The following is a 17,682-nucleotide window of genomic DNA, read 5'->3' as shown; positions in this document are numbered from 1 at the left end:
ATTTCGTGTTTGCTTTATCGCAGATTCTGGCACAAGGCTTCCAATCCCCAAGCAAGGGATAATTCAATCATGAAAATTATTTACCAAAGCGTTGCAATCGTGGGCAGTGGCGCCATGGGGCGAGGCATTGCACAGATGGCTGCTCAGGCCGGCAGTCAAGTGTATTTGTTCGATGCCAAGCACGGCGCAGCCCAATCGGCGCGTGAAGAAATTGGCAATCAGTGGCAAAAATTGGCAGACAAGGGTCGAATCAGCCCGGAGCAGTTGCAGCAATATCAAAGCCAGCTGCATGTTGCAGAAAGCCTGACTGAATTGGCCAGTTGCCAACTGGTCATCGAAGCCATTGTCGAAAGCCTCGAAGCCAAACGCGCCCTGTTGCGCGATTTGGAGGCCGTGGTCGACGCCGAATGCGTGTTGGCCAGCAACACCTCGTCTCTCTCGATCACAGCCATTGCCGCCGCCTGCACCCACCCAGGCCGGGTGGCCGGCTACCATTTCTTCAACCCGGTTCCGTTGATGAAGGTGGTGGAGGTCATTGCCGGCCTGGCCACCACACCGCAAATCTGCTCGGCACTCAGCGACTACGCCCGGCAGATGGGCCACACGCCGGTGGCCGCTCAAGACACCCCCGGCTTCATCGTCAACCACGCCGGCCGCGGCTACGGTACCGAAGCCTTGCGCATCGTGTCGGAGGGCGTGGCCGACTTCGCCACCATCGACCGCATCCTGAAAGACCAGGTGGGCTTCAAGCTGGGCCCGTTCGAGTTGCTGGACCTGACCGCACTGGACGTGTCGCACCCGGTGATGGAGTCGATCTACAAGCAGTACTACGAAGAGGCCCGCTATCGACCCAGCGTCATCACCGCACAGCGTTTGGCTGGCGGCATGCTGGGCCGCAAAACCGGTCAGGGCTTCTACCGCTATGAGGGCCAGCAAGCCCAATGGCCACCCGAGCCCCCGGTGCCCCAGGTTCACGAGATGCCACCCGTGTGGGTTTCCAGCCGTGCCGCACGGCGGGCTGAGCTGTACCAACTGCTGAAGGACCTGGGTGCGACCATCGAAACCGGCGCCTCACCATCACCGCAAGCGCTCACCCTGGTGGCGCCACTGGGCTTCGACGTGACCACGGTGGCCGTGGTCGAACGGCTGGACCCCAGCCGCACCGTGGGCATCGACATGCTGGTTGACGACGCCAGCACCAAGCGGCGTGTGCTGGCCACCAACCCGGCCACCCGCGCCGACATGCGCGACGCCGCGCATGCGCTGTTTGCCCGGGACGGCAAGGCCGTGAGCGTGATCCGCGACAGCGGCGGCTTCGTCACCCAGCGGGTGGTGGCCACCATCATCAACATCGCCACCGACATCTGCCAGCAAGGCATCTGCAGCCCACGTGACCTGGAACTGGCAGTCACCCTGGGTCTGGGCTACCCCATGGGCCCGCTCGCCATGGGAGACCGTTACGGCCCCACCAACGTGCTGGAGGTGCTGTTCAACATGCAGACCGTGTACGGCGACCAGCGCTACCGCCCCAGCCCCTGGCTGCGCCGCCGCGGTGCCATCGGCCTGAGCCTGAGCCACGTCGAGTCCTGAGCCTACGCTCATCAGCACACCACCGAACCATGCCCGCCGAACTGCAAAGCACCAGCCAGGGACAGACCCTGATCCTGACCCTGCACAACCCCGAGTTCCGCAATGCACTCGGTCCCGAGATCTATGTGGCCGGTGTCGAAGCCCTCAATGGGGCTGAACGCAGCCCGGATGTGCGTTCGGTGGTCATCACGGGGGCGGGCCCCTGGTTCTGTGCCGGCGGCAACCTGCAGCGGCTGCAGGCCAACCGACAACAGCCGCCAGCCGTGCAGGCCGAAAGCATCGAAGGGCTGCACACTTGGATCGAGGCCATCCGACTGTTCCCCAAGCCGGTGCTGGCGGCCGTCGAAGGGGCCGCCGCGGGCGCCGGCTTTTCACTGGCGCTGGCCTGCGATTTCGTGCTGGCCGCACGCGACGCCCAGTTCGTCATGGCCTACAGCAGCATCGCCCTCTCGCCAGACGGTGGCGGCAGCTGGAGCTTGGCGCGGGCCTTGCCACGACAACTCGTCACGGAGCTGCTGATGTTCGGCAACCGCATCTCGGCCAGCGCACTGCAGCAGCATGGCCTGGTGAACCATGTCAGCGAACCCGGCCAAGCCCTCCAAGATGCCCTGCAATGGGCCGAACGCCTCAACGCGCGCGCACCCAACGCACTGGCCAGCATCAAGGACCTGATCAACGAGGCCGGTGAGCACACGTTGACCCACCATCTCGAGGCTGAACGAGACCACTTTGTGCGCAATCTGCACCACATCAATGCAGGTATCGGCATCGATGCCTTTCTGAACAAGACCACGCCGCGCTACTGATCGCGCCCTCACCGATCACGCAGAGCCAGGCCTCGCGCCACCCACTGCACCGAGGGTGATCGCGCATCGGGCAGGCAGCCTGACGCAGAGCCTGCTGCCGGCCCCACTTCGCCCCAGTTGCCAATGACTGAGCAAGGGGTGCGCGCCGGCAAACTCCGTCCCCCATCACCGCCATCGGATGTGGCCTTCGCCCGCCTCCAAAGCGTGCGATCCGACCAGACACGCAGGTGACAACCCTGTGGGATCGCGCCGGTCCCAGACGCGACAATGAGCCTGTTTTCAGTCACGCAAAAGACAGGCCATGGACGACCCGATTCTTAATATCGAAGAACGTGAAGCGATCAACTCAGGTCGCTGGTTCTCATCCCTTTCACCCTCACTCCGGCACGACATACTCCGATGCGCATACGTGAAGCGATACCGCGACGGCGAGCTGATTGCAGCACGGGGCGACCCACCGGAAGAGTGGATCGCCTGTGCCAAGGGTGCCGTGCGGGTGAGTTCCACCTCGATCTCGGGCAAGCAGATCACGCTGACCTACGTCGAGCCCGGAATCTGGTTTGGCGACGTGGCCATCTTCGATGGGGACCGGCGCACGCACGATGCCTATGCGCATGGCGACACCACCATCCTTTGCGTGGCCAAGGCCGACTTCAAGAAGATCCTGGCCATGCACGTGGAACTGTACGAAGCCATGCTGCGACTGCATGCGCGGCGCATACGGCAGCTGTTCGGGCTGGTGGAAGACCTCAACACACTGCCCCTGCGTGCGCGCCTGGCCAAGCAATTGGTGCACTTGGTGCGCAGCTACGGCGTGCCCAGCCTGTCGGATGGTCGCGAAATGCGCATCAGCCTGCACCTGGCACAAGAAGAACTGGCCCAGTTGCTGGGGGCCTCGCGTCAGCGCGTCAACCAGGAACTGAAAGCCATGGAGCGCGAAGACGCGATCCGCATCGAACCGGGAGGCCTGATCGTGCGTGACCGCGATGCGCTGATGCGCATCGCCGACAGCGACCTCTGATCCAGCCGCCCTGCCCCTGAAACCCAAAGAGACAAACACCCGCCCATGAGCAACTACGAACACTTTGTTGGCACGCGCCCCGTGACAGACCAGCACGCCATCGACACCGCGGCCCTGTCGCAGTGGTTGAGCCAGCACCTGCCCGGGTTCGAGGGCCCGCTGAGCGTCGAGATGTTCAAGGGCGGCCAGTCCAACCCCACCTACAAGCTGCTCACGCCGAAGCGCTCCTATGTGATGCGCGCCAAGCCCGGCCCCGTGGCCAAGCTGTTGCCCTCGGCCCATGCCATCGAACGCGAGTTCGCCGTCATGACCGGTCTCGCAGGCACTGACGTGCCGGTGGCCCAGATGCACTGCCTGTGCGAAGACGAATCCATCATCGGCCGCGCCTTCTACGTCATGGAGTTTGTGGATGGGCGCGTGATGTGGGACCAGTCCTTGCCGGGCATGACGCCCGAACAGCGCCGCGAGATCTACCTCGAGATGAACCGTGTGATCTCGGCCCTGCACACCGTCAAGTTTGCTGACCGCGGCCTGGCCGCCTACGGCAAGCCGGGCAACTATTTCGAGCGCCAGATCGGCCGCTGGAGCAAGCAGTACGTGGCCTCCATCACCCAGCCCATCCCCGAGATGGACCAGTTGATGGCCTGGCTGCCTGCCAACATCCCGGCTGCGGCGCGTGACGAGAACATGGTCTCCATCGTGCATGGCGACTACCGGCTCGACAACCTGATGTTCCACCCCACCGAACCACGGGTCTTGGCCGTGCTCGACTGGGAGCTCTCCACCCTGGGCCATCCTTTGGCCGACTTCAGCTACCACTGCATGGCCTGGCACATCCCGCCCGGCTCTTTCCGTGGCATTGGCGGGCTGGACGTTCAAAGCCTGGGCATTCCCACAGAAGACGAATACATCCGCCTGTACTGCGAGCGGACCGGCCTCACCACCCCCGAGGCCCTCAAGGCCGACTGGAACTTCTACCTGGCCTACAACCTGTTTCGCCTCGCCGCGATTCTGCAAGGCATTGCCAAACGCGTGGAGACCGGCACGGCCTCCAGCGCGCAGGCCGTCAGCTCGGCGGCCGGTGCACGCCCCCTGGCCCAGATGGCCTGGCAGTTTGCCCAGCGCGCAGGCGGCTGACCCGCGCAACAGACAGCGTCACCTCAATCTTTCGTTCTTTCCACAAGAAGCCACCGGCACAGCGCCAATCAATCCAACAGGAGAAGCACATGGACTTTGACTATTCACCGAAAACCAAGGAACTCCAGGCACGGCTGAAGCAGTTCATGGCCGAGTACATTTACCCGTCCGAGGGCGCCTACCACGCCGAACTCGAGGCCAACACGGCCGCCGGCAAACGCTGGTCGGCCTTGAAGACCATCGAGGACCTCAAGCCCAAGGCGCAGGCGGCCGGCCTGTGGAACCTGTTCCTGCCGGTCGACACCGCCGAGGCCTCGGGCTACAAGGGTGCGGGCCTGACCAACCAGGAATACGCCCCACTGGCCGAGATCATGGGCGCAGTGCCCTGGGCCAGCGAAGTGTTCAACTGCTCAGCCCCCGACACCGGCAACATGGAAACCATCGCCCGTTACGGCTCGTCCGAGATCCGTGAACGTTGGCTCAAACCCCTGCTCGAAGGCAAGATCCGCTCTGCCTTCGCCATGACCGAACCCGATGTGGCCTCCAGCGACGCCACCAACATCGAAACCCGCATCGAACGCCAGGGCGACGAATACGTCATCAACGGCCGCAAGTGGTGGATTTCAGGCGCGGCCGACCCCCGCTGCGCCGTCTTCATCACCATGGGCAAGACCGATCCGGAAGCCCCCCGCCACTCGCAGCAAAGCATGGTGGTGGTGCCCGCCGATGCGCCCGGCATCAAGATCCTGCGACCGCTCACGGTGTTCGGCTATGACGATGCCCCGCACGGCCACGTCGAGATGACCTTCGAGAACGTGCGTGTCCCGGTGGGCAACATCCTGCTGGGCGAGGGCCGCGGCTTCGAAATCGCCCAAGGTCGCCTTGGCCCCGGACGCATCCACCACTGCATGCGCCTGATCGGCCTGGCCGAGCGCGCGCTTGAGCTGATGTGCCGCCGTGCCTCGTCCCGCACCGCCTTCGGCAAGACCGTGGCACAGCAGACCGTCACACAAGAGCGCATCGCCGAAGCCCGCTGCAAGATCGACATGGCCCGCCTGCTCACGCTCAAGGCCGCCTGGATGATGGACGTGGCCGGGAACAAGGTGGCCAAGACCGAAATCGCCATGATCAAGGTCGTGGCCCCCAGCATGGCCTGCCAGGTCATCGACTGGGCCATGCAGGTGCATGGCGGCGGCGGCATGTGCGGCGACTTCCCGCTGGCCTACGCCTACGCCGGCGCCCGCACCCTGCGTTTCGCAGACGGTCCGGACGAAGTGCACCGCAACGCCATCGCCAAGCTCGAACTGGGCAAGTACGCCGCCCGCCCCGTCGAAGTCGAAATGCCGATCACACGAGGCTGCTGAGCCCGAAGCCGGCAAACACCTGAGCCCGGTTGGAAGCCAGCCGGGCCAGCTCCAAGGTGCGGGTCAACTCCTGCACCTTGGACCGGTCATGCTGGGTGCGCAGATAGAGGCTTCCGCGCGTCAGCATCATGACCAAAGGGATGGCGCCCGCCTCCGACCCCTCCCAGGCCAGCAAGCCCGCCGTCAACGGCCCCTCCAGCCAGGCCTGAGCCTCTTCTCGCCTCTCCCCCAGCACGGCGTAGCGCGCCCACAGGTCCGGCGCCATCGTGGTCCACCCCAGTTCGCCGAACAGTGCCAGCCATCGGCTCTCTTCGTGCAGCTTCAGATTGCCTGTGGTTCGAACCTTGTCGGTATACCCCTCGTAGGCCTGCTGCTCCAGCCGGGTCTTCAACCAGCGACTCATCACCATCAGAGACAGCCGGTCCGGCAAATCCAGATTCATGCGCAGGCGCAATTCGTGCCCGCTCAGGTAGTCGCGTCGCGGCGGCATGCTCTCCATGCGCATGGCCATCCCATCCAGATGTCCGGTCCAAACCAGCCTATCTTCGTTGCGAAGGGTCTCGAAAGCCAGGCTTTCACGCTTGGCCCAAGCCCCCAAGGCAGCGGAATGATCGGGTTTCAAGAACTTCGACAAGCGCTCCAGCATGGCATTTCAAATTCACTGAAAAATGAATTATTTGTCAGAAATGGGGCATCCTGCAGCCGTCAACGAACGTGTACAACAACAATGGCACGGAATCTGGCACGAATTCAGTTCACAGCCATGGCAGTGGTAGCGCCAACCAACGGTATCATCCGAGGCTGGCCGCCAAACACTGTCGGCCCAGGCGAACAGGCGTTACCCCAGCAATGCCAACGGATCGCCCAAGACTGCCCGTAGCTCAGTTGGATAGAGCAACAGCCTTCTAAGCGGGAGCAACTTTCCAGCAACCACGCGGTATTCACCATGTTTTGGTGCGTCGTTTCTATGTACAGAAACACAGTATTCAGAACCGCATAAACCCGTTGCTGTTACCCCGAACCGACGCGGGTTTCAACTCACAAATTGCGTCTTTGTGTGCTGTATAAATGCACAGTGCACACCATTGTCTACCGCATCCGCCACAACGGCCACCGGATCGCCGGCACTGACCCAACGTTGAGGGTCGGCATCCGGGGTGATCTGCTGCTGGCACCCTCCCTCACCGAAGGCCGACGGCTGCAGGCTCGGCTGCTGGGGCCAGATGGCCAAGACTTGATCCAGCGCCTGGATTACGCCGAGGTCTGCCAGATCCGTGGTGAGGCCATGCACATCACCGGGACCGAGCTGGTGTCGCGGGTGTCGCGCGGCAAGCCTTCGAAGTTTCGGCAGTCGTGGCTGTGCGTCTGGGATGAGGCCGTGGCACTGGAGTTGCTGGGCCGGGTCAGGGTGGACGCGGTGCCTGGGTTCAGTCCTGAGGATGACGACTATCCTGGATGAATTCACATGGTGCACGTAACGCGCTCACCGTGCCTGATCGTTCAGTCCTCATCAACGAAAGGACTGAAATGCTCTTCAACACCCCAATCCCACGCACGATCCATCTTCCCCATGATCAGGTCGTTGAAGCCGAACTGACCTTCACGGGCACCCCCACGAACTTCACCGCCCATCTTCGGCAGGTCGGCTTGCCGCGCAGAAACGAAAAAAGCCCCCTCCAGCCCGAAGGCCAGAGGGGGAAGGATCGGCAACAAGCCGACCTTGGAGACACAGTTGAGGGTCACGCCAGCGCGGCGATGCCCTTGACGTAGTTGGCAACCCGGTGATCCAGCAGGTTGTCCACGACCTCGCCGGCCGGGTGCTGCGGGCCCAGGTCTGGCATGGCCTGCCACTGCTCGGTATGCCGCCAGAACGTGCCCAGGGGCAGCGTGGGCACCGGATCATCGCCGTGCCGCCAGGACTGGTGCACGCAGGGCCGGCCGGCAAAGATGCTGGCCAGACGGCCAAACCCGGGCTTCGGGCTGCCGAACGTCCGCACACTCGTCACCCAGCAGCCGCGCAGCAGCAGCTTCGCCGCGGCAATCCGCGCCCGCGCCCCGCCCAGGCTGTGCCCTGTCAGCGAGATAGGCGCACCATTCGGGATCACGGCCAGGGCTTTTGCCAGCGCGCCGTCGAGACCCGCCAAAAATCCCCCATGAACCATGCCGACCTCGAGGTCGACAACAGGAACTGCCGCAGCATCCCGGGCCCAGTCCAGAGCCGTCACAGAGCCCCGGAAGGCCAGGACGTGATCCACGCCAACAACCCGGTGGGCAAGCACCACGCCGTCAGCGTCCCAGAAGTAATTCCAGGCGCTGGGCGGCGCGTCGTACACCTCGGCCGCCATCTGGACGGCCTGCAGCGTGGTGATCATTTCGCCTCGGCTGCCCGCTTGGCTTGCAGGTCGGTCACGATGGACAGAATCTGGCCCGTGGCCCCGGCCAGTGCGGCGGCAGCGTTGGCCTGGGGCGTGCCGCTCGGGTTGGCGCAGATCGGGTCGATCACGGCGCGCGCGGCAGCCACGGCAGCGATCTGCTCGGGCTTGGCCAGGCCGGGCACGGCCAGCAGCACGGTCACGGTCGGGCGGATGCCGGCATCAACCGCGCAGGCGTTCTGGATGGCCTGCACCTGGTTGGCAGTGGGGGCGGTGGTGCACGCCGGCAGGGTGGCCAGGACAACGGCGCTGGCGGCGGCCAGTACGATGGAAAGCAGGAAGCGCTTCATGGGGATCTCCAGAATGAAAAAAGCCCCTCAGAAGGGGCAGGTCAGGGAAACGTCGAATCCGTCGATGGCGCCGCGCCAGTTGTCGATCTGGGCGGCGAGGTGTGGGCGTGCAGCCCAGTGGCAGGGTTCGGGGCCGGTGTGGAGCCCCAGCAGCAGCACCAGGGCGGCGAGGATCACTGCGATGGCCAGGGCGGCAGGTCGACCGTCTGCCCGGCGAGCTCATGGGTGCAGTCGCTCAGGAACTGGATGCGGCCGTCAGTGACGAAGGAGTGGCAGCGCTTCGACACATAGGGCACCTTGGCCTCTTCGCCGGTGGCGCCGGCCTCTCTTCGAGCCCGGGCTTCTGCGATGTCCTGGTTCAAGGCATCGATGTCGCCGATGTTCTTTGGCTCGTCCCACCAGACCAGCACTGACGGCGTGAACGTTGGGCGCTCGGAGTTGCCGTTGTATCCCCAGCGAGGACCCGAGCCCTCACCGATAGCGATCTGGTGTGATTCCTTGCAGCCAGGGCACCAGAAAGCGAGCCGGTCGCCTTCAAGGCTTCGGAGTTGAGGGGAAATCTGGCTCATGGAGCGACCTTCCCGCCCGCGGCAACAAAGGCAGCGATGAGCCGATCCATCTTGTGCTCCGGCTGGGCGTAGCCGGCCCCAGGGAAGCTGGCCCAGATGTTCGAGCAGCGCTGGATGGCCAGGGTGATGTTGCCGGCGTCGATCAGCGGCAAGGCCCCGCGCTCACGGATCTGCTGCAGCGCCACCGCGTCCTGGCTTGCGGGGCTGAAGTCTTTCAGGCCCAGGCTCTTGGCATAGGCCAGCCAGTACCTCAGCAGCAGCTGATAACGGCCAGAGGCGGTGGAGGCAAGGCCCGGGCGAATCACCTTGGGCGCCCGCCCTCCTGCGAAGGGATGCGCACTGAAATCGGTGAACACCTCAGGCTTGCCATCGGCGCCCGTCACGATTACGTCATAACCGTCCCGCTTCGTGGCCGGGCTGGACCTGGTGCCCTCACTCCAGCCGATCATGGCCAAGAAGGCGGTTCTGTTGGGGTAGACGTCGGAGCTCATGCGACCTCCACCAGCGGCCGAGTCTTCAGCTTGTCGGCCCAGGCTTTGGCGTCCTCACGCACCTGAGTGTTGAAGCTCTTGAAGTTGCCCAGATGCCCGAACAGCAGATGGCAATTCGCGCCGCCCTTCAGCGCCTCGCAGAGGGTGATCAGGTTGTCCGGGTTGAGCTCAAGATCCGGATGCAGGTGGAAAGGCCGGATGTGGTGCACATCCAGCTTCTCGGTGCCACCGCAGACAGCGCACACAGGGTTCATGGCAAGGTGCTGCTTGCGTACGGTCGGCCAGTGGCTTGATCGCGCGGCCGACAGCGGATGCTTGCCCTGGGCGGCGTCAACCAGGTGTTTGATGATGGCCATGGGGCCTCCAGAAACGAAAAAACCGCCCGAAGGCGGTTAGGTGAGAGGTTTTTTGGGTCAGTGCTGCGAGTGCGTGAACTGCCGGGGCGGCCCTGAAACCCAGTAGCGAGCCGTGACGGTCTGCACCAGCACGATGGCCAGGGCCAGCGCAACACCCAGCCAATTGACCAGGTGCGGCCACATCAGTGGAGCCACGAAGCCCATGGCGCCCACGGCACCCAAGATCTGAAACGCCAGCCGGATTGAGGCCAGGGTGGTGTGGTCACACCGGATGCAGCGGCAGAAGACGGTGTAGAACAAGGCCCCGAAGGCCAGTTCATTGGCGATGAGTAGGAGGTGCATCACTGGCCCTCCCCTTTGGTGCCCAGCGACTTGGCCAGGCCACTCAGGGCCCCAGCCAACGCGCCGAACACGGGCCGCCAGCCGTTGCCCAGGGCTCCGATGGCAAAGGCCAGAGGGGCCAGGGACTCCAGCGCCGGGATGGCGTATGCGCGTTGCAGCACCAGGGCCGCACCACCGGTGAGCATCACGGCCGTCAGGGTGCAGCGCAGCAGCAGCCACGCGCCGGCCACGCGGGTGAGTGTCGTGGTCGAGCTCAACGGCCAGAACGCGCCGGCCATGGCAGCAAACACGATCACGGCATAAGGCCCGGCGGCTGGGCCGAGCAGGGCAATCGCCAGGGCCGCTAGGCTCAGGCTTGATGTGGATGTTGGTTCAGGCATCGCGTCCTCAGTCAAACGAAACAGAAATGTCGGTCAGCGAGATCGACCAGCCCGAGGCGGCGTTGTCGAACACATGCGCGAACCAGAGGCCGTTTTTGGTCACGTCAAACCCGTGCGATGAGTCGATCACCGGGCCGGTGTCGTAGATCACTGATCCAGCCTGGACGATGGTCATGCGCACGGTCGGCACGGCGCCGGGCTGGTCGATGTGACTCCAGAATCGGAACGTATAGGGCACACCATCGCGCAACACCGGAGCCGCAGCACTGGGAGCCAGCAGGTGGCCATAGGCCGAAGGCGTGTAGCCCCAGACCTCAATCTGAGCGGCCGGCGTGACCGGGTTGCCGTTGAACGTCTCGGAGACGTTGCCGATCGCGAGGCCCTGCCCCGTGATGACGGTCTGCGTTGCCGAGAGATCGGCTCGGGCCACCAGGGCACAGTGCCCGGTGGGGTTGGCCGCGAAATAGCCGTTGCTGGTGAGGGTCAGCGTCACCAGGGTGTTCTGGTGAAACCCATCCGGCAGTTCCGCCAAGACCGTTTTGGCATTGGCGGGCAGGACAGTCGCGTCAGGAATGGGGATGGGCCGCGGAGCGGAATCGCCGCCGCCGCACGCAGGCAGGGCAAAAATGACGAGCAGGGCCAAGCCTGCGGCAATCAAGCGCATGAATTTGGACATGAAAAAGCCGCCTCGCGGGCGGCCCTGGTTTGCTGGGGGGGGTGGGGGTTACCAGGCGATGGCCTGAACCTCTTCAACAGTCGTGGCAGCTTTGATCTGAGCCGTCAGGGCCTGGCGCTTTCCGATCGCCGCGCCCACGGCGGCCTTGAACTGGGCGTTCAGGGCCAGGACGCGGGCCGCCAGCTCGGCCAGAGCTTTGCCACTCGCCACGCAGATCGCCGACAGCATCGGCGTGCTGGCCGAACTGCTTGCGGCGTAGGCCTGAGCCTCTGCCAGTTGCTGGTCCCACGTCAGGGCCTCGCTTGGCGGGTACGGCGCGGTGATGGTTGCCAGGGCGGCCTGGCAGGCGTCATTGATGGCTTGCACCTGCAGGGCTCGCGCCTCTGCAAGAGTCGGCACTGGTACCGGTGCGGGCCTGTTGCCATCGGCCATCCAAGCCAGAAACGCCTGGTAGTCGGTGTTGGCCTCATCGCTGGGAATGATGGCGCCATCACCGCGCTGAACACATCCGCTGAGAAGCAGTTGATAGCTGGTCATTGATCACAACTCCGCAGAGTAGAGGTATGGGCCTGAGCCCGATTGGGTCGGCGTGGTGCGCATCTGATAAGCCAAGTCAGCTGTGTTCTGCGCGGTCGCATAAACCTGCGTGTACCGCCGGCAGATTGCGATCTCCGTGGCGATGCTGGGGGCGTCTGAAGTGCCAGGATTGGTGCCTACGTCAATTCGGATGTCGGTAACATAAAAAGAATCGTCTGCACCGGCAGTGCCGGATGGAATAAACCACGCACCGAGGCCTATCTGCGTTGTCCCCGCAGGAATTGAAACCACTTGGCTGAATTGCCGCCAAGTTGTCGTCAATCCCACTAGCGTCAGAGCAGATTGGGCCCATCCGGTCCATGACCCCGAATAAATGCCATTGGCGGCCTGATCTGTTCCAGTACCGGTGATCAGTGAGAGGTATGCATTCACACCGCTGTAATTGGCGCCTACCTTGAAGCGGCCAGAAATGGTGACAGTCTTTCCAGCGAGAGAGATAGAGTCAATTGACTCCAGCGCCTGAACTGCGGCAATTGAGTTTGTGTTGTTACTGCCAGAGGTGCGCTGCAGCTTGGCCGCATAGGCATATCCGGTCAAACCTGCAGTGACGCGACTCAAACTCGCATCCGCTGAACCCGCAGCGACGAAAGCGGACCACCGATCAAGCGTGTATGTCGGCGTATTCGTCAGAGCAAACGAGGTGCCGCGCTGGGCCACCTCCATCAGCCCATTGATCACAAAATTCCGATTGCCAGATGAAGCTGAAGAGGCGACAAGAGCCTGCCCGCTGGCTCGGGTGTAGCTGACGCATTTCCAGTTGCCGCCGCCCAGACTGCGAAATACCGCCACGTCGCCGGCCTCGGTGGTGATGCTGGAGGCGCCGGGCAGGATCAGGCTGGTGGCGTTGTGGGTGAGGATCATCGCTCCAGAAAACTGCACCTCGCGTTCGGCGCCGGCCGCAATGGTGTCGAACGCCGTGATTGCCGTGGTGCCGGTGATGAATACGATGTTCGAAGCCGCAGCACCGATGGCCACCGTGGCCGCGCTGGCCAGAGTGGCCGGAGCATTCGCGTTCAGGGCGCCGGTCAGCGTTCCGCCGGAGATTCCACCCGTTGCGCCCGTTGCCCCTTGGGGAATGCCGAAATTCAGCACTGCCGCAGAACTGGTTCCGACGTTGGCGACGGTGGCCGATGCACCAGGTGCCAAGGTAGTGATGGTGCCGATGGAAATCGTGGCGGCGTCTCCCGGTGTGCCGGCGCCGGCGGGGCCCTTTTCGCCAGCAGCGACAACCCTGGCCCCAGATGAGACAGTAGAGGTCGGCGCTGCGTTTCCGGTGATGCCCAGATTTTGGAGCACGACATGGGTCGAGTCGGGGATCGAGACAACGCGGTAGTAGCCGCCGCCGGCGATAAATGTGGACTCTTGGGCCGCCATCCATGCGGTGCTGACGACCTGGACCGTCACGTTAGACAGCGCGACCGGCTGAACGAAGTCGGCGGTCGTGGTCGTGTAAGCGCCCTGCCCTGGCGGGAAGGCTGCAGCCACGGCGGCGGCCATCGCCGAGAAGGTCAGCTTCTTTTCGGCGTTGTCCTGTGCGATGTAAATGACATCGTTGGCGTTGATGGTCGTCGCCGGGTCGAATGCGATGAGGCGAGTGGTGCTCATGGGATTGGGGCCCGAGGGCCAGAGGGATGGGCTCAAGAGCCCGTGACGACAGTGGGATACCCGCCGCTGGCGGATTGGTAGGCGATGACGGTCTGATCCAGGCCGTTGACCAGCACCCAGGAGGCGGTGACGGAATCGGTCGTGGTGGCCGCGGCCATCGACAGCGTATAGGTCAGTCCGCGGCTGTCGGTGATGTTGATCTGGCCCTGGATTGCGCGGTCAGCGAACCCGGTGATCGTGGCCGTGGCCGAGACCACGCCGGTCACGCTTTCGGCCACCTTCTCCAGTTGGGACTTGATGTAGGCCGGCGGTGGCAACTTGCCCAGGATGCTCTGCCAGTGGGGCATGCCCAGGCTCGTGTCGTACCAGCATTCACCGAGGAACGTGCGGATCGCCGACGCGACGTCCTGGGCAATGGCGTAGGGCTCATCAGCCAGGGCGATGTTGCCCGAGGCATCCAGCACCAAGTCCCACGCCGTCTGGTCGAGCAGCAGGGTCTTGGGCATGGTCAGGCTCCAGGCTTGGCAGGCGCTGCAGGCAGAGTCGCCAGCAGGTCGGCGGCGCTGGCCGGCAGGTCGGATTTTCCAGACTGGATTTTGGCTGCGGCGGCAAGGTAGGCCGTCCACACGGCATCACGCCAGGCCACAAACGCCTTGGCATCAGCCGCCCATGCCTTGACGGCCGAAGTGGCCCAGCTTGCCAGCGTGGCGCCGTCCTTGTAGCCCCAGGCCGCGGCCACGGCATCGACTTTGGCCTCAAGGGTCGCAGAGGCGTCAGCCAGAAAGGCGCTGATGCGTTGAGCCGAGACGGTGGCCGAATCCAGCTTGACAAGCTTTCCGGATTCCACGCGGTACTCACGCCAGGCCTCCCATTCTTCGGCTGTGACAGCGATCTGATCATCGTCGATGGCGGCCGGCGGCTCGCTGGAGATCACTTGGTTGAGCACGTCGCCGCTGGATGGGTTGAAACGCAGGGAATGGAACATCGTGAATCCTCACTGGGCAGGAACGAAAACGTAGGCCAGCTGCATGTCAGCCAAACTGGAGGGCGGCGTAGAGCCTGCTGTGACGGCCTGGACAATCGTGACCGTTGTGTTAGCGGTTACCGAAGCAACCCCCATGTCGACCATGGTCGTGGCGACGAACGAATACCCGTACTGGGTGCCGTTGATCGAGATCGCCGCCGTCAAGTTCTGGCTACCGGTGTTGATCGACACCGAAGAAATCGCCATTACCTTTCCGTCACAAGGGGCGGTGAACGACAACACGTTGTTGACCGTGGAGCCCGATGACCAGCTGACAGAAATCTGCTTGGTGAACCCCTGCCGACCGGCCAGAAACGCATTGGATTTTGCGAGCAGCGGAGTGCCGAGTTTCACCACCCAGACCGTCGACGAGATCGCTTTCACGATGCACCAATCGGCGCCGGTCAACGTGAACGAGGACAGGCCCGTCTGGCTGCCCATGGTGATGGTGTTTCCGGCGGGGGCCGTGATGATGGCCGAACCGCCCTGCACAGCAAACGCGATTTCGTTGTTGCCGACAGCCGTGGTGTTCGCAAGAGGCAGCGTCATGGTGCCGCCGGCGCCCGCCACCAGGATCAGGTTGCCGACGTCAGTGCCGTAGGTCAGCACGGTCGACGACGAATAGGTGTTCGTGCTTCCCCCTGTGGCGCTTGATCCGCCTGCAGTCAAAAATGCGAGCAGGTCAGACCAGCCGGCACCGGACGCATCTGGGTCCGAGGTGTTCCCATCGAGCGTATTGACCCAGTAGCCCGTCCCAGCTGCCTTGGCTAGGATGGCCAATTTTGGATAGCCGCCGACGTTGGAGTTGTTCGCGAAAGTGGCGTTATAGCTATAGATACCGCCCGCGCAGCTCCAGCGCGCGACGGCGCTCAGCGCGTACAGCACACCGTTGAAGTCCTGGCCCTGCGGCGGAATGCCGCCCGAACTGGTGGGCTGCATGGTCAGGGCTGGGAAGCCGACATCGAACGAGGCCTGGCCCGGGGTCGTGATGCCAGCCGTGGTCAGTGGGATGGTGTTCTTCAGCCCCGAGATTGCAAACGGGACAGGAATCCTGGTGGGGGGGCTAGACAGTTGCATTTTGGATCTGCGCTTTAGAGAAGAAAGAGCCCTGGCCGAATGGCTGGGAAACGGAGCCGGCCTCAGAAAACCCGAAGGTGGCCGAGGTCGAGATCTGGATGACGGTCAAAAGGACGCCGGCAGGCCTGGGCAGCACGCCGGAATAGAGCAGGATCGACAGATCGGTGTCGGTCAGCGCGAACTCAAAAACGAGCCGCATGGTCATGTCGCCCGAGTCCTGGGCGTAGCACCGGCCGCGCCCGGAGAACAGCGTCTGCAGCATCGAATTGATCGCCGGGATCGTGCAGTTGCTGATGTTGGCCGCCGCCTTCAGCAGGATCAGCTGTCGGTAGGTGTCATCGCCCAGCGTGACGTTGGCAATGGTGGCCTTGCCCGGGTAGAACGGCGCTTGGCCGAATGGCTGGCCCGAGCCTTCAGAGAACCCGAAGAAGCTTCCCGAACTGGCCTGCTTCAGCCCCCGCGTCACGCCGACGATGCGGCCCCAGACATCCAGGCCGTAGCCAGTCGCGGTGTCCACGTTCCAGATGGTGTCGTAGAACTCATCGATGTCCGCAGAGGGGTCGATCCAGGTGTTGAAGTCGTTGATCAGCGCGACCAGGGTCGGGCTGTTCGCGAACTGGGCCAGGATCGTCTGTTTGACGTTTTGCATGTCAGACCAGCAGTACGGTGATGTTGGAGGCGCTGATCGTTGGCAGCTGATCGATGCCGAACGACAAAGACGTGGCGCTCTGCGCGGCCGAGTTAGTGCCCATCAGGATCGACAGGATCTGCACATTGGGGTTCGTGCCTGCCACCCCTGCGTAGTACCGGCCGGCGTAGGTCGTGGAGCCGATGCGTGCGCGCTGGCCGCCGTCCTCTCCGTTGAAGGCCGAGACGATGGCCGCCTTCACGAGGTCCTGAATGTTCCCTGGCAGGTTGTCGTCTGCCGCAATCTGGACGGTGAAGTAGGCCGGCGTAGCCGTGGGTGTCAGCCAAGTCACGGTGTAGGTCGGGTAAGGCGGCGCGTAGCCGCTGGTCACCTCAATCGGGTGGCTGGTGTTGCCCGTGTACCCGCAGCCGGCCGACTTCTTGGTGAAGATGGCCGCCGCAATATCAGCAGCGGTACCGCCCGCCACCGAGACGCACAGCGAGTGCGCGGCCACTGGGTAGGCAGTCGCCCCCACAGAGACGGTGCCGTTCGTGGGGTTGTCGTAGACATAGGCGTCCACGACGTTGGAGACCGCCAGAACCTTGCCCAGTACCGACTGAGGGCTGGCCGTGGCATTGGCCGCCACAGAGGCGCGGCGCCGGGTTTCAAATGCCGCCCGGCTTTCCACGTCTGTGCCGAGGTAGCCCGCGGCAGCGTTGGTGATCGATTCCCAGCCAATGACGGCCGCATAGATCGTGCTCAGCGCGCCGGCCGCGCACGGGATGGGCCCGGTCTGCAGGTTCTGGAACTGGGCCGTGACCGACCCGGTGCTGCCGATCGTGACCTCGGCTGTGCAGGTGTAGCGGTATCCGTTGGTGTCCTGGGCCACAGCACCCGAAGGGATCACAGTGCCGGGCACACCCGAAACGGTGGCGGATACCACGGTGCCCGATGCCGGGACGCGCTCCAGAAAATAGATCCGGCCCAGGGCATCCTGCCAGCGGCCGGTGGCCACGTCCGGGTTCACCTGGTTGGAGATCTCGGCGATCTGGTCGTTTTTGTCGCCGATGATGGCCGTCATGCTCTGGGCCAGTTGGCCCTGTGGAGTCGTCAGGTCGGGATTGACGCCGCCACCAAAGGCAGCATCGATATCAGCCTGCACCCCGGCCAGGATGGCGGATTCCAGCGGTAGGGATACCCCTGCGCTGGTGAATGAAACGCTTGGGACATTGGTGGTGCTCATGGGGCAGAAATGAAAAAACCGCCTCTGGGGCGGTTTGGCTTCGGAGCGGTGAGG

24 protein-coding genes are annotated in these 17,682 nt (G+C 63.7%); 6 read left to right on the top strand and 18 right to left on the bottom strand.

Annotated elements, in window-relative coordinates; genetic code table 11:
* Nucleotides 1-69: 69 nt before the first annotated feature.
* The 5 genes from F624_RS0106100 to F624_RS0106080 all read left to right on the top strand — a co-directional run bounded on the left by F624_RS0106100 (nucleotide 70) and on the right by F624_RS0106080 (nucleotide 5,918).
* Nucleotides 70-1,590: a 3-hydroxyacyl-CoA dehydrogenase gene (locus F624_RS0106100; protein WP_031254261.1), complete on the top strand. Its 1,521-nt coding sequence runs from the start codon at nucleotides 70-72 to the stop codon at nucleotides 1,588-1,590.
* Nucleotides 1,591-1,619: 29 nt separating this feature from the next.
* Nucleotides 1,620-2,396: an oxepin-CoA hydrolase, alternative type gene (locus F624_RS0106095; RefSeq protein ID WP_019573388.1), complete on the top strand. Its 777-nt coding sequence runs from the start codon at nucleotides 1,620-1,622 to the stop codon at nucleotides 2,394-2,396.
* A 301-nt stretch (nucleotides 2,397-2,697) separates the two neighbouring features.
* Nucleotides 2,698-3,417: a Crp/Fnr family transcriptional regulator gene (locus F624_RS0106090; RefSeq protein WP_027478639.1), complete on the top strand. Its 720-nt coding sequence runs from the start codon at nucleotides 2,698-2,700 to the stop codon at nucleotides 3,415-3,417.
* Between the two features lie 45 nt (nucleotides 3,418-3,462).
* Nucleotides 3,463-4,554, top strand: a complete 1,092-nt coding sequence (locus F624_RS0106085) for a phosphotransferase family protein (protein ID WP_019573386.1) — start codon at nucleotides 3,463-3,465, stop codon at nucleotides 4,552-4,554.
* Nucleotides 4,555-4,643: 89 nt separating this feature from the next.
* Entirely contained in the window at nucleotides 4,644-5,918 is a 1,275-nt protein-coding gene (locus F624_RS0106080) for an acyl-CoA dehydrogenase family protein (RefSeq protein WP_019573385.1), read from the top strand.
* Here the strand turns inward: F624_RS0106080 and F624_RS0106075 are convergent.
* The gene (locus tag F624_RS0106075) at nucleotides 5,902-6,564 is read right to left on the bottom strand and encodes a hypothetical protein (RefSeq protein WP_019573384.1); all 663 of its coding nucleotides are present in this window, start codon (nucleotides 6,562-6,564) and stop codon (nucleotides 5,902-5,904) included. The two genes, F624_RS0106080 and F624_RS0106075, sit on opposite strands and share 17 nt — an antisense overlap.
* A 429-nt stretch (nucleotides 6,565-6,993) precedes the next feature.
* On the opposite strand from F624_RS0106075, the gene F624_RS0106070 reads away from it, so the two are divergent.
* Nucleotides 6,994-7,377 (top strand): hypothetical protein, encoded by a 384-nt coding sequence (locus F624_RS0106070; RefSeq protein WP_019573383.1) that lies wholly within the window; start codon nucleotides 6,994-6,996, stop codon nucleotides 7,375-7,377.
* A gap of 41 nt (nucleotides 7,378-7,418) precedes the next feature.
* Here the strand turns inward: F624_RS0106070 and F624_RS0106065 are convergent, their stop codons facing one another.
* The 17 genes from F624_RS0106065 to F624_RS0105985 are packed head-to-tail and all read right to left on the bottom strand — an operon-like array spanning nucleotide 7,419 to nucleotide 17,628.
* Nucleotides 7,419-7,661, bottom strand: coding sequence for a hypothetical protein (locus F624_RS0106065; RefSeq protein WP_019573382.1), 243 nt, complete (start codon nucleotides 7,659-7,661; stop codon nucleotides 7,419-7,421).
* Complete coding sequence (locus F624_RS33265; protein WP_019573381.1) at nucleotides 7,658-8,290, bottom strand: lipase family protein; 633 nt, start codon at nucleotides 8,288-8,290, stop codon at nucleotides 7,658-7,660. Before F624_RS33265 ends, F624_RS0106065 begins: the two co-directional genes overlap by 4 nt.
* Nucleotides 8,287-8,640, bottom strand: coding sequence for a hypothetical protein (locus F624_RS0106055; RefSeq protein ID WP_019573380.1), 354 nt, complete (start codon nucleotides 8,638-8,640; stop codon nucleotides 8,287-8,289). Before F624_RS0106055 ends, F624_RS33265 begins: the two co-directional genes overlap by 4 nt.
* 27 nt (nucleotides 8,641-8,667) lie before the next feature.
* Entirely contained in the window at nucleotides 8,668-8,817 is a 150-nt protein-coding gene (locus tag F624_RS34715) for a hypothetical protein (protein ID WP_019573379.1), read from the bottom strand.
* A complete protein-coding gene (locus F624_RS0106045) occupies nucleotides 8,814-9,209 on the bottom strand; it encodes a ubiquitination-like system serine protease family protein (protein ID WP_019573378.1) in 396 nt (131 codons plus the stop codon). The genes F624_RS34715 and F624_RS0106045 overlap by 4 nt, the downstream gene beginning before the upstream one ends.
* The gene (locus tag F624_RS0106040) at nucleotides 9,206-9,700 is read right to left on the bottom strand and encodes a glycoside hydrolase family 24 protein (RefSeq protein ID WP_019573377.1); all 495 of its coding nucleotides are present in this window, start codon (nucleotides 9,698-9,700) and stop codon (nucleotides 9,206-9,208) included. The genes F624_RS0106045 and F624_RS0106040 overlap by 4 nt, the downstream gene beginning before the upstream one ends.
* Nucleotides 9,697-10,056 carry an HNH endonuclease gene (locus F624_RS0106035; protein WP_019573376.1) on the bottom strand — a complete coding sequence of 120 codons (360 nt, stop codon included), beginning with the start codon at nucleotides 10,054-10,056 and terminating at the stop codon, nucleotides 9,697-9,699. Before F624_RS0106035 ends, F624_RS0106040 begins: the two co-directional genes overlap by 4 nt.
* Nucleotides 10,057-10,113: 57 nt before the next feature.
* Nucleotides 10,114-10,398: a hypothetical protein gene (locus tag F624_RS0106030; RefSeq protein WP_019573375.1), complete on the bottom strand. Its 285-nt coding sequence runs from the start codon at nucleotides 10,396-10,398 to the stop codon at nucleotides 10,114-10,116.
* Nucleotides 10,398-10,778 carry a hypothetical protein gene (locus F624_RS0106025; RefSeq protein ID WP_084679426.1) on the bottom strand — a complete coding sequence of 127 codons (381 nt, stop codon included), beginning with the start codon at nucleotides 10,776-10,778 and terminating at the stop codon, nucleotides 10,398-10,400. The genes F624_RS0106030 and F624_RS0106025 overlap by 1 nt, the downstream gene beginning before the upstream one ends.
* Nucleotides 10,779-10,785: 7 nt before the next feature.
* Complete coding sequence (locus F624_RS32215; RefSeq protein ID WP_043425528.1) at nucleotides 10,786-11,454, bottom strand: hypothetical protein; 669 nt, start codon at nucleotides 11,452-11,454, stop codon at nucleotides 10,786-10,788.
* Nucleotides 11,455-11,502: 48 nt separating this feature from the next.
* On the bottom strand, nucleotides 11,503-11,991 hold the full coding sequence (locus F624_RS32210) for a hypothetical protein (RefSeq protein WP_019573372.1): 489 nt from the start codon (nucleotides 11,989-11,991) through the stop codon (nucleotides 11,503-11,505).
* 3 nt (nucleotides 11,992-11,994) lie between these two features.
* The gene (locus F624_RS0106010) at nucleotides 11,995-13,656 is read right to left on the bottom strand and encodes an autotransporter outer membrane beta-barrel domain-containing protein (protein WP_019573371.1); all 1,662 of its coding nucleotides are present in this window, start codon (nucleotides 13,654-13,656) and stop codon (nucleotides 11,995-11,997) included.
* Nucleotides 13,657-13,688: 32 nt separating this feature from the next.
* Nucleotides 13,689-14,162, bottom strand: a complete 474-nt coding sequence (locus tag F624_RS0106005; RefSeq protein WP_019573370.1) for a contractile injection system sheath initiator — start codon at nucleotides 14,160-14,162, stop codon at nucleotides 13,689-13,691.
* Between the two features lie 2 nt (nucleotides 14,163-14,164).
* Nucleotides 14,165-14,641: a hypothetical protein gene (locus F624_RS32205; protein WP_019573369.1), complete on the bottom strand. Its 477-nt coding sequence runs from the start codon at nucleotides 14,639-14,641 to the stop codon at nucleotides 14,165-14,167.
* A gap of 9 nt (nucleotides 14,642-14,650) precedes the next feature.
* Nucleotides 14,651-15,757, bottom strand: coding sequence for a hypothetical protein (locus F624_RS33260; RefSeq protein WP_019573368.1), 1,107 nt, complete (start codon nucleotides 15,755-15,757; stop codon nucleotides 14,651-14,653).
* Complete coding sequence (locus tag F624_RS0105990) at nucleotides 15,744-16,406, bottom strand: DUF2612 domain-containing protein (protein ID WP_019573367.1); 663 nt, start codon at nucleotides 16,404-16,406, stop codon at nucleotides 15,744-15,746. The genes F624_RS33260 and F624_RS0105990 overlap by 14 nt, the downstream gene beginning before the upstream one ends.
* 1 nt (nucleotide 16,407) lies before the next feature.
* Entirely contained in the window at nucleotides 16,408-17,628 is a 1,221-nt protein-coding gene (locus F624_RS0105985) for a baseplate J/gp47 family protein (RefSeq protein WP_019573366.1), read from the bottom strand.
* Nucleotides 17,629-17,682: the final 54 nt, after the last annotated feature.

Origin of the sequence: Curvibacter lanceolatus ATCC 14669 (assembly GCF_000381265.1) — a bacterium.
In the GTDB taxonomy this organism is placed as follows: domain Bacteria; phylum Pseudomonadota; class Gammaproteobacteria; order Burkholderiales; family Burkholderiaceae_C; genus Curvibacter; species Curvibacter lanceolatus.
Note: the sequence above shows the minus strand (reverse complement) of the source record. Positions and strands in the feature narration are given on the sequence as shown.

Bases quoted from the DNA above. Each gene is read 5' to 3' on its own strand.
- F624_RS0106030 (WP_019573375.1), bottom strand. From the start codon at position 10,398: ATGCACCTCCTACTCATCGCCAATGAACTGGCCTTCGGGGCCTTGTTC.
- F624_RS0106040 (WP_019573377.1), bottom strand. From the start codon at position 9,700: ATGAGCTCCGACGTCTACCCCAACAGAACCGCCTTCTTGGCCATGATC.
- F624_RS32205 (WP_019573369.1), bottom strand. From the start codon at position 14,641: ATGTTCCATTCCCTGCGTTTCAACCCATCCAGCGGCGACGTGCTCAAC.
- F624_RS0106080 (WP_019573385.1), top strand. From the start codon at position 4,644: ATGGACTTTGACTATTCACCGAAAACCAAGGAACTCCAGGCACGGCTG.
- F624_RS0106090 (WP_027478639.1), top strand. From the start codon at position 2,698: ATGGACGACCCGATTCTTAATATCGAAGAACGTGAAGCGATCAACTCA.
- F624_RS0106025 (WP_084679426.1), bottom strand. From the start codon at position 10,778: ATGCCTGAACCAACATCCACATCAAGCCTGAGCCTAGCGGCCCTGGCG.
- F624_RS0106095 (WP_019573388.1), top strand. From the start codon at position 1,620: ATGCCCGCCGAACTGCAAAGCACCAGCCAGGGACAGACCCTGATCCTG.
- F624_RS32215 (WP_043425528.1), bottom strand. From the start codon at position 11,454: ATGTCCAAATTCATGCGCTTGATTGCCGCAGGCTTGGCCCTGCTCGTC.
- F624_RS33265 (WP_019573381.1), bottom strand. From the start codon at position 8,290: ATGATCACCACGCTGCAGGCCGTCCAGATGGCGGCCGAGGTGTACGAC.
- F624_RS0105990 (WP_019573367.1), bottom strand. From the start codon at position 16,406: ATGCAAAACGTCAAACAGACGATCCTGGCCCAGTTCGCGAACAGCCCG.
- F624_RS0106005 (WP_019573370.1), bottom strand. From the start codon at position 14,162: ATGCCCAAGACCCTGCTGCTCGACCAGACGGCGTGGGACTTGGTGCTG.
- F624_RS33260 (WP_019573368.1), bottom strand. From the start codon at position 15,757: ATGCAACTGTCTAGCCCCCCCACCAGGATTCCTGTCCCGTTTGCAATC.
- F624_RS0106100 (WP_031254261.1), top strand. From the start codon at position 70: ATGAAAATTATTTACCAAAGCGTTGCAATCGTGGGCAGTGGCGCCATG.
- F624_RS0106075 (WP_019573384.1), bottom strand. From the start codon at position 6,564: ATGCTGGAGCGCTTGTCGAAGTTCTTGAAACCCGATCATTCCGCTGCC.
- F624_RS0106045 (WP_019573378.1), bottom strand. From the start codon at position 9,209: ATGAGCCAGATTTCCCCTCAACTCCGAAGCCTTGAAGGCGACCGGCTC.
- F624_RS32210 (WP_019573372.1), bottom strand. From the start codon at position 11,991: ATGACCAGCTATCAACTGCTTCTCAGCGGATGTGTTCAGCGCGGTGAT.
- F624_RS0106055 (WP_019573380.1), bottom strand. From the start codon at position 8,640: ATGAAGCGCTTCCTGCTTTCCATCGTACTGGCCGCCGCCAGCGCCGTT.
- F624_RS0105985 (WP_019573366.1), bottom strand. From the start codon at position 17,628: ATGAGCACCACCAATGTCCCAAGCGTTTCATTCACCAGCGCAGGGGTA.
- F624_RS0106035 (WP_019573376.1), bottom strand. From the start codon at position 10,056: ATGGCCATCATCAAACACCTGGTTGACGCCGCCCAGGGCAAGCATCCG.
- F624_RS0106085 (WP_019573386.1), top strand. From the start codon at position 3,463: ATGAGCAACTACGAACACTTTGTTGGCACGCGCCCCGTGACAGACCAG.
- F624_RS0106010 (WP_019573371.1), bottom strand. From the start codon at position 13,656: ATGAGCACCACTCGCCTCATCGCATTCGACCCGGCGACGACCATCAAC.